This window comes from Streptomyces sp. NPDC054770, from assembly GCF_053611985.1.
On record NZ_JBSHBL010000156.1, the window covers coordinates 1 to 8,362 of the forward strand.

Consider the following 8,362-nt stretch of genomic DNA (forward strand, 5'->3'; position numbering starts at 1 on the left):
GGGCTGGGATGTGGTGCCGACCGGCCTTCGTCCTCAAACGCCGGACGGGCTGAGTTGTGGCTCTCGTCCTCGAATCCTCGAACGCCGGACGGGCTGAATTGTGCGAGTCTCCAAAGCCGCACGCGCGTGTGCCTGGTGTTGGTCGTATTTCGTGTGGTCCTGGGCTTGCGGCACGATGGGGGTATGGCTGCTGTGAGTGATCATCCTGGGGAGCGGGGCGCTGACGACCCCGTGAAGCTGATCGGGATCCGGGAGAGTGCGCTCTCCGTGGACGAGGTCTTCGCGGCCGTGGGGGACGACGCGGCCGGCGGGGTCGCGCTGTTCGTGGGGACCGTGCGGAACCATGACGGCGGCGCCGATGTGGACGCGCTCGGGTATTCCTGTCATCCCAGTGCCGAGAGCGAGATGCGGCGGATCGCCGAGAAGGTCGTCGCCGAGTACCCGGTGCGGGCACTGGCCGCCGTGCACCGGGTGGGGGACCTGCGGGTGGGTGATCTCGCCGTGGTCGTCGGCGTGTCGTGTCCGCATCGGGGCGACGCCTTTGAAGCCTGTCGGAAGCTGATCGACGACCTCAAGCACGAGGTGCCCATCTGGAAGCACCAGAAGTTCTCGGACGGGACGGAGGAATGGGTCGGGGCCTGCTGAACGACCCCTGTCCGGCCTCCGCTTGCGTAACCGTATCCCTCGCGTGAGCGTTGTCGGTACAGGTGATTAATCTGCTGATCAGTCAGTCGCGGACGCTCATGGGGTTGGGAGGTCGGCATGGCGGCTCTCGTCTGGTTGCTGATTCCGCTTGTGGCCGCGGTCGGTGCCGGTGTGTGGGGCAGCTGGGCCAACCGGACCAGGAAGGCGCGCAGCGACGGGCCGGAACTCGACGGGTACGCGCGCTTCCGCGAGGCCATGGAGAAGCCCCGCTCCGGCGGCTGAGGCGGGTGTGACGGGTGGCCCTGACGGTGCGCTGACAGACCCGTCCCGTACTGTCTTTGCATGCCACGCCGCACCGCGACGATGCTCGCCTCCACCCTGATGCTGATCGCGCTCCTGTGCGCCGGAGTGCTCATCACCGTGCCGTACTCGGAGATGTCTCCCGGCCCGACCGTGAACACGCTCGGGGACCACGACGGCGAGCCGGTGCTGCAGATCTCGGGTCACAAGACCTACGCGGCCTCCGGGCACCTGAACATGACCACGGTGAGGGTCACCAGTGCCGACTACAAGATGAATCTCCTCGAGGCCGTCTACGGGTGGCTCTCGCACGACAACAAGGTCGTGCCGCACGACACCCTCTACCCGGACGGCAAGACGGAGCAGCAGTCCACCCAGGAGAACGCCGAGGAATTCAGCGAGTCCCAGGAGAGCGCCAAGGTCGCCGCCCTGAAGGAGCTGGACGTCCCGGTGAAGTCCTGGGTGATCGTCTCCACGGTCCTCAAGGGCTCGCCGGCCGAGGGCAGGCTGCACGCCGGTGACGTGATCAAGGCCGTCGACGGCAAGGCGATCAAGCAGCCGGCCGACGTCGCCACCCTGGTGACCAAGCACAAGCCCGGCGAGAAGGTCGTCTTCACCGTCGTCCCGGCCAAGGAGCAGGCCGCCGCCGTGAAGGCGAACAAGACGGCCACCAAGACGCAGAACGTCACCATCACCACCGCCACCTCCGACGACGGCGGCGCGAAGCGCGCCATCGTCGGGATCTCCGCCGGGACCGATCACACGTTCCCGTTCTCCATCGACATCAAGCTCGCCGATGTCGGCGGGCCGAGCGCGGGGCTGATGTTCTCGCTCGGGATCTACGACAAGCTCACCCCGGGCAGCCTCACCGGCGGCAAGTTCGTCGCCGGTACCGGCACGATCGACGACGACGGCACGGTCGGCCCGATCGGCGGCATCTCGATGAAGACCATCGGCGCGCGCAGCAAGGGTGCCCAGTACTTCCTGACCCCGGCCGACAACTGCGCCGAGGCCGCCAAGGGCACCCCGAGCGGGCTCACCCTGGTCAAGGTCAAGACCATCGGCGACGCCCTCGGCGCCCTCAAGGACATCCGCAGCGGAGACACCGGCGCCCTGCCGAAGTGCACCACCAAGGGCTGAGACGGCGTACACGCGGCCGGGGGCGCCCTTCCTGACGAGGGGCGCCCCCGGTGCCGTCCGGTGCCGTCCGGTGCCTTCCGATTCCTTCCGGTCCCGTCCGGCCGCGGTGTCAGTCCTCGAACGTCGCCTTCAGGGCGTCCGCCAGACCCGGGACCAGCTCGGGGCCGGTGAGGACCTCCGTCGGCGAGTCCTTCTCGCGCAGCCGCACCGCCGAGTCGCGGCTGCCGTCGCGCAGCACGCCGACCGTCATCCGGACCTCCTGCCGGTCCGGGTGGCTCGCCACCCACTTGGTCAGCCTGGCCTCGCTCAGCCCCTCGGGGACCTGGGACTCGGCGGACGGCGGCAGCATCAGCCGCTCGACCGTGAGCGCGCAGCCGACCACCGCGTCCGGCCAGGCGATGGTGCCCAGGAACTCGTCCAGCGCCTTGTCCGTTGGCACTTCGTCCTGCTCGATCGGAGTGAGACCGGTGGTCGCGGACTCGTCCTCCAGTCCGAGCTGGGCGGCCAGAGCCGGTTCCTGGGTGCGCAGCCGTGCGGTGTCGACGAGGGCGAAGAGGCGAGCGGGCTGGTCCCAGCCGAGGCCGGAGGTGTACTCGTCGATCTCGAGGACGGCCCGGGTGAGCGGGTTCGCTGCCATGGGAGTGTTGGACATGGTCACAATCCTGCCTCGTTCATGGCCGGAATCGGGAACCGAGTAAACCGTGAGTAAGTTGCATAGGTGTGGCCCCGCGATCACGGGGGGCCACGGAGGGCCCCCGAGGACGAGGGTCTGACGGAACAGAAGCGGATCAAAGCGGATCAAGCGGATCGACAGCAGATCTACGGCGACAACAGCGACTTCGAGGTGCGCACCTTGGCTTTCCAGATGCCGGACCGCGGCGGAGGCCCGACGGGGCCACGGATCAGAGCGGCGGGCCGTCCGTCCCGGCGGGTCCGGACCCTGCTCCTGACACTGGGCGTCCTTGCCGTGCTCGGCATGGCGTTCACCATGTTCGCGGGCTTCTGGACGGACTGGCTCTGGTACCGGTCGGTGCACTACTCCTCGGTGTTCACCACCACCCTGTGGACCAAGATCGGGCTGTTCTCCGTCTTCGGTCTGCTGATGGCGGCCGCCGTGGGCTTCAACATCTGGCTCGCGCACCGGCTGCGGCCCCCGCTGAGCGCCATGTCCATGGAGCAGCAGAGCCTCGACCGCTACCGGATGGGCATCGCGCCGTACAAGAAGTGGCTGCTGCTCGCGGTCACCGCGCTGGTCGGGCTGATCGCCGGCGCGTCCGCGGCCGGCCAGTGGCGTACCTGGCTGATGTGGGTCAACGGCGTGCCCTTCCACCAGAAGGACCCGCAGTTCCACCTCGACGTCTCCTTCTACGCCTTCGACCTGCCCTGGTACCGCTTCCTGCTGGGCTTCGGCTTCGCCACCGCGATCCTCTCCCTGATCGCCGCCGCGCTCACCCACTACCTGTACGGCGGGCTGCGCGTCACCAGCCCCGGCGCGCGCGCCACCGGTGCCGCGACCGGGCATCTCTCGGTGCTGCTCGGTCTCTTCGTCGCTCTCAAGGCGGTCGCCTACTGGCTCGACCGCTACGGACTGGCGGTCAAGTCCAGCGACTTCAAGGCCACCGACAACTGGACCGGCCTCAGATACGTCGACGCGAACGCGTACCTGCCGGCCAAGACGATCCTGTTCTGCATCGCCGTCATCTGCGCCCTGCTGTTCTTCGCCACCCTGTGGCGGCGCACCTGGCAGCTGCCCGTGATCGGCTTCGGCCTGATGGTCCTGTCCGCGATCCTCATCGGCGGCCTCTATCCGGCGATCGTCCAGAAGTTCCAGGTCCAGCCCAACGAGCAGGCCAAGGAAGCCCCGTACGTCCAGAAGAACCTCAAGGCGACCCGCGAGGCGTACGGCATCGACGACACCCAGGTCACCGAGTACACGGGCAAGAGCGACACCACGGACAAGACCAAGCTCCGGGACGACGTCGGCTCCACGGCGAGCCTCCGGATCATGGACCCGAACATCGTGTCGCCCACGTTCCAGCAACTCCAGCAGATGCGGAACTACTACACGTTCCCGACCAACCTGGATGTGGACCGCTACTCCAAGGACGGCAAGGTCCAGGACACCGTCGTCGGGCTGCGCGAGCTGAACCTGGCCGGCATCCCGAAGAACAACTGGATCAACGACCACTTCCGCTACACCCATGGCTACGGCGTGGTCGCCGCCAAGGGCACCGAGGCCGACGACCAGGGCCAGCCGGTCTTCACCGAGTCCGACCTGCCGTCCAAGGGCGACCTGGGCACGTACCAGCAGCGCGTCTACTACGGCGAGAAGACGACCACGTACTCGATCGTCGGCGGTCCCCAGAAGGAGATCGACTACTCCGACAACAACGGCGAGAAGACCACCAGTTACGCGGGCAAGAGCGGGGTCAGCCTCTCCAGCCCGATCAACCGGGCCGCGTACGCGGTGGCGTTCAACGAGCCGCAGATCCTGTACTCCGGCGCGATCGGCAAGGGCTCGCGGATCCTGTACAACCGCACGCCCAAGGAGCGCGTCGAGGCGGTCGCCCCCTGGCTGACCATCGACGGCGACGCCTACCCGGCCGTGGTGAAGGGCCGTATCCAGTGGATCGTCGACGCCTACACGACGTCGAACGGCTATCCCTACGCCTCCCGTACGACCCTCGGTGACACGACGGCCGACTCGCTGACCGCGACCAACAACTCCCGCGCGGTGGTCGCCCAGCAGAACCAGGTCAACTACATCCGCAACTCGGTGAAGGCGACCGTCGACGCGTACACCGGCGAGGTCAAGCTCTACCAGTGGGACACCGAGGACCCGGTGCTGAAGACCTGGATGAAGGCCTTCCCCGGCACGGTGCAGCCCAAGAGCGCCATCTCGCAGGACCTGATGGACCATCTCCGCTACCCGCAGGACCTGTTCAAGGTGCAGCGCGAGCTGCTCACCCGCTACCACGTGACGGACGCCCAGACGTTCCTGACCGGCAGCGAGGTGTGGCAGGTGCCGGACGACCCGAGCAACAACTCCGGCGACGCGGTGCCGCCGTACTACCTGAGCATGAAGATGCCCGACCAGAGTGCGCAGGCGTTCTCGCTGTCGACGACGTTCACGCCCAACGGCCGGGACAACCTCAGCGCGTTCATGTCGGTGGACTCGGAGGCCGGTTCCAAGGACTACGGCAAGATCAGAATCCTGAAACTGCCGACCAGTACGACCGTCGACGGACCCAAACAGGTCCAGAGCCAGTTCAACTCCGAACAGGACATCGCCGCCGCGATCAAGCTCCTCAAGGGCGGCGACTCCGACGTCGAGTACGGCAATCTGCTGACCGTGCCGCTGGACGGGGGGCTGCTGTACGCGGAGCCGGTCTACGTACGCGGTGCCGGCGTCAAGTACCCCTTGCTGCGCAAGGTGTTGGTGACCTACGAGGGCAAGACCGCGTTCGAGGACACCCTCGACCAGGCACTCGACAAGGTCTTCGGCTCGGCCGGTACGGACACCGGATCCTCGGACACCGGGACGACCACACCGCCGACGTCCGCCAACCCCACCGTCCAAGAGGCGCTGAACGACGCCCAGAAGGCCTTCGAGGCGGGCCAGGAGGCCCTGAAGAAGGGCGACTGGACGGCGTACGGCAAGGCGCAGGACGAGCTCCAGGACGCGCTCAAGCGGGCCGAGGAGGCGCAGTCCAAGGCCGGCAAGACCAGCGGCGGCGGCACGACGGCGAGCAGCAGCCCCAGTCCCGCCGCCAGCAGCAGTCCGAGTCCCGCGTCGAGCACCAGCCCCAGTCCGAGCGGGAGTTCCAGTCCGAGCGGCTGATCCGGAGCGGATGATCCCGAGCGGGGTGGTCACGAGCTGGTGATCAAGCCCTCCCGCGCCGTGGTACGGTTGCACTGCAACGGCGCGGGGTGGAGCAGCTCGGTAGCTCGCTGGGCTCATAACCCAGAGGTCGCAGGTTCAAATCCTGTCCCCGCTACTGAAGTCGAAGGCCCGGATCCTCTTGGGATCCGGGCCTTCGTGCGTGTGGCGACAGGTCGGCGGTGCCTGCCCGGACGGCTCCGGTGGCCCGCCGGACGGCTCCCGGTGTCCGGACGGGCGGCGAACGCATGTACCGATGGACGAGGCCGCCGTGCCGCTGTGGGGAGTTGGCGGGGATGTGTTTGACTTGTCGTTCTGTGGGCATGTCGACAAAACGCTGAAGTGACCTCACGGTCTGCGGTATACGTGGTGTACCCAGGTTGCAGGTGGTGCGACGATGAACGTTATGGGGGACAAGGCAACTCTGTTCGAGACAGGGCGATTTGTGCAGCCTTCGGGCGAGGAGCCGACCCGCGACGAGGCCGCCGAGGCCGCTGAGGAGGCACGTTGCCGACTCCGGGCCGAGGCCGGTGACGTCGAGTCGATGAGTGTGCTCGGCGCCATGCTGCTGCGCCGTGGCGACCTCGACGGAGCCGAGCCGCAGTTGCGCGCGGCCACCGCCGCCGGAGACCGGGCCGCCGCCAACAACCTGGGTGTCCTGCTGCATCAGCGCGGCTACCCCGAGGAGGCGGCCGGCTGGTGGCGGATCGCCGCCGTCGCCGGATCCGCGGCCGCCGCCCACGCGCTGGGCCGCCACCACCGCGAGCGCGGCGACGAACCCGCCGCCGAGTACTGGCTGCGCCAGTCCGCCGAACAGGGGCACGCGCTCGGCGCCTACGCGCTGGCCGACCTGCTGGAGCACCGGGGCGACACGGACGCCGGGCCCTGGATGCGGGCCGCCGCCGAGCGGGGGCACCGGGAGGCGGCGTACCGGCTGGCGCGTGCCCTCGACCGCAGGGCGGCCGTGAGCGAGGGCGAGACCGGGCCCGACAACGGTGCGGGCACCCAGACCCCGGCCGGGACTCCGGACGCCGACGAGGCCGAGCAGTGGTACCGGCAGGCCGCCGCACGCGGGCACCGGCGGGCCGCGCTGCACCTCGGCGCGATCCTGGAGAAGCGCGGCAAGCTCAAGGAGGCCGGGCGCTGGTACCTGACCTCCGCCAAGGACGGCGAGCCCCGGGCGGCCTGCGCGCTCGGCTTCCTGCTGCGCGACGCAGGGGACACCGAGAGCGCCGCCGTGTGGTGGCTGCGGGCCGCCCAGGACGGTGACGGCAACGCGGCGAACGCGCTCGGCGCGCTGCACGCCGAGCGTGGTGAGACGCAGACCGCCGAGCGCTGGTACCGGGCGGCGATGGATGCCGGTGACGACAACGGGGCGTACAACCTCGCCCTGCTCTGCGTGGAGCAGGGGCGGACCGTGCAGGCCGAGCAGTGGTACCGGCGGGCCGCGTACGCCGGGCACCGCGAGGCCGCGAACGCGCTCGCCATCCTGCTCCTCCAGGGCGGCGACACGAGCGGCGCCGAGCCGTGGTTCTCCAAGGCCGCCGAGGCGGGCAGCGTGGACGCCGCGTTCAATCTCGGCATCCTCTACGCCGGGCGGGGCGAGGACCGGGTCGCGCTGCACTGCTACGAGCGGGCGGCCGCCGCCGGGCACACCGAGGCGGCCCTCCAGGTCGGCATCGCCCGGCTGCGCGAGGGCGACGAGGCCGCCGCCGAGCGCCATCTGCGGTGCGCGGCGGGCGGGGGCAGCGCCGAGGCCGCCTACCGGCTCGCCGCCGTCCTCGACGCACGCCGGCCGGCGGTCTCCGAGCACGAGCTCGGGGAGTCGTCCCTGAACGTGAAGACGGAGTGCGAGGAGTGGTACGAGCGGGCCGCCTCGCAGGGGCACCGGCGGGCCCAGGTGCGGGTCGGCATGCTGGCCGCGGCGCGCGGGGACGTGGTGGAGGCGGCGCGCTGGTACCGGGCGGCGGCCGAGGCCGGGTCGCGCAACGGCGCGTTCAACCTCGGGCTGCTGCTGGCCCGGGAGGGCAGCGAGCCGGAGGCGGCCGTGTGGTGGGAGCGGGCCGCCGACGCGGGGCACGGGCGGGCGGCGTTGCGGCTCGCCCTGGTCTACGCGCGTCGTGGCGAGCTCGCGGAGGGGCAGCGGTGGGCCGACCGGGCGGTGGCGCTGGGCCCGGCGGAGGTGACCGAGCGGGCGGGGCGGCTCCGGGACGCGCTGCGTGAGGAGCTCTCGGCGTAGGCCGGTGCGTTCCCGCAGGTCAGGTGGGGTAACCGGTATTGATTTGCTTCTGCCCGTGTCCCTCACGTAGTGTTCTGTTCATCGACGCGGGGTGGAGCAGCTCGGTAGCTCGCTGGGCTCATAACCCAGAGGTCGCAGGTTCAAATCCTGTCCCCGCT

6 protein-coding genes and 2 tRNA genes are annotated in these 8,362 nt (G+C 69.5%); 7 read left to right on the forward strand and 1 reads right to left on the reverse strand.

What is annotated here, in order from left to right; all coding sequences use genetic code 11:
• Positions 1 to 183: 183 nt before the first annotated feature.
• The 3 genes from ACWGKQ_RS51405 (at position 184) to ACWGKQ_RS51415 (ending at position 2,085) form a co-directional block, all read left to right on the forward strand.
• Entirely contained in the window at positions 184 to 645 is a 462-nt protein-coding gene (locus tag ACWGKQ_RS51405; protein ID WP_453299045.1) for a molybdenum cofactor biosynthesis protein MoaE, read from the forward strand.
• A 117-nt stretch (positions 646 to 762) separates the two neighbouring features.
• Entirely contained in the window at positions 763 to 927 is a 165-nt protein-coding gene (locus ACWGKQ_RS51410; RefSeq protein WP_453299046.1) for a hypothetical protein, read from the forward strand.
• A 60-nt stretch (positions 928 to 987) separates the two neighbouring features.
• The gene (locus ACWGKQ_RS51415; protein WP_453299047.1) at positions 988 to 2,085 is read left to right on the forward strand and encodes a YlbL family protein; all 1,098 of its coding nucleotides are present in this window, start codon (positions 988 to 990) and stop codon (positions 2,083 to 2,085) included.
• A 109-nt stretch (positions 2,086 to 2,194) separates the two neighbouring features.
• Here the strand turns inward: ACWGKQ_RS51415 and ACWGKQ_RS51420 are convergent, their stop codons facing one another.
• Positions 2,195 to 2,737: a PPA1309 family protein gene (locus ACWGKQ_RS51420; protein WP_453299048.1), complete on the reverse strand. Its 543-nt coding sequence runs from the start codon at positions 2,735 to 2,737 to the stop codon at positions 2,195 to 2,197.
• A 192-nt stretch (positions 2,738 to 2,929) separates the two neighbouring features.
• On the opposite strand from ACWGKQ_RS51420, the gene ACWGKQ_RS51425 reads away from it, so the two are divergent.
• The 4 genes from ACWGKQ_RS51425 (at position 2,930) to ACWGKQ_RS51440 (ending at position 8,362) form a co-directional block, all read left to right on the forward strand.
• The gene (locus tag ACWGKQ_RS51425; RefSeq protein ID WP_453299049.1) at positions 2,930 to 5,926 is read left to right on the forward strand and encodes a UPF0182 family membrane protein; all 2,997 of its coding nucleotides are present in this window, start codon (positions 2,930 to 2,932) and stop codon (positions 5,924 to 5,926) included.
• Positions 5,927 to 6,009: 83 nt separating this feature from the next.
• Positions 6,010 to 6,083: transfer RNA gene (locus ACWGKQ_RS51430), tRNA-Met, on the forward strand.
• A 279-nt stretch (positions 6,084 to 6,362) separates the two neighbouring features.
• The gene (locus ACWGKQ_RS51435) at positions 6,363 to 8,204 is read left to right on the forward strand and encodes a sel1 repeat family protein (protein ID WP_453299050.1); all 1,842 of its coding nucleotides are present in this window, start codon (positions 6,363 to 6,365) and stop codon (positions 8,202 to 8,204) included.
• A gap of 85 nt (positions 8,205 to 8,289) precedes the next feature.
• Positions 8,290 to 8,362, forward strand: a tRNA-Met gene (locus ACWGKQ_RS51440).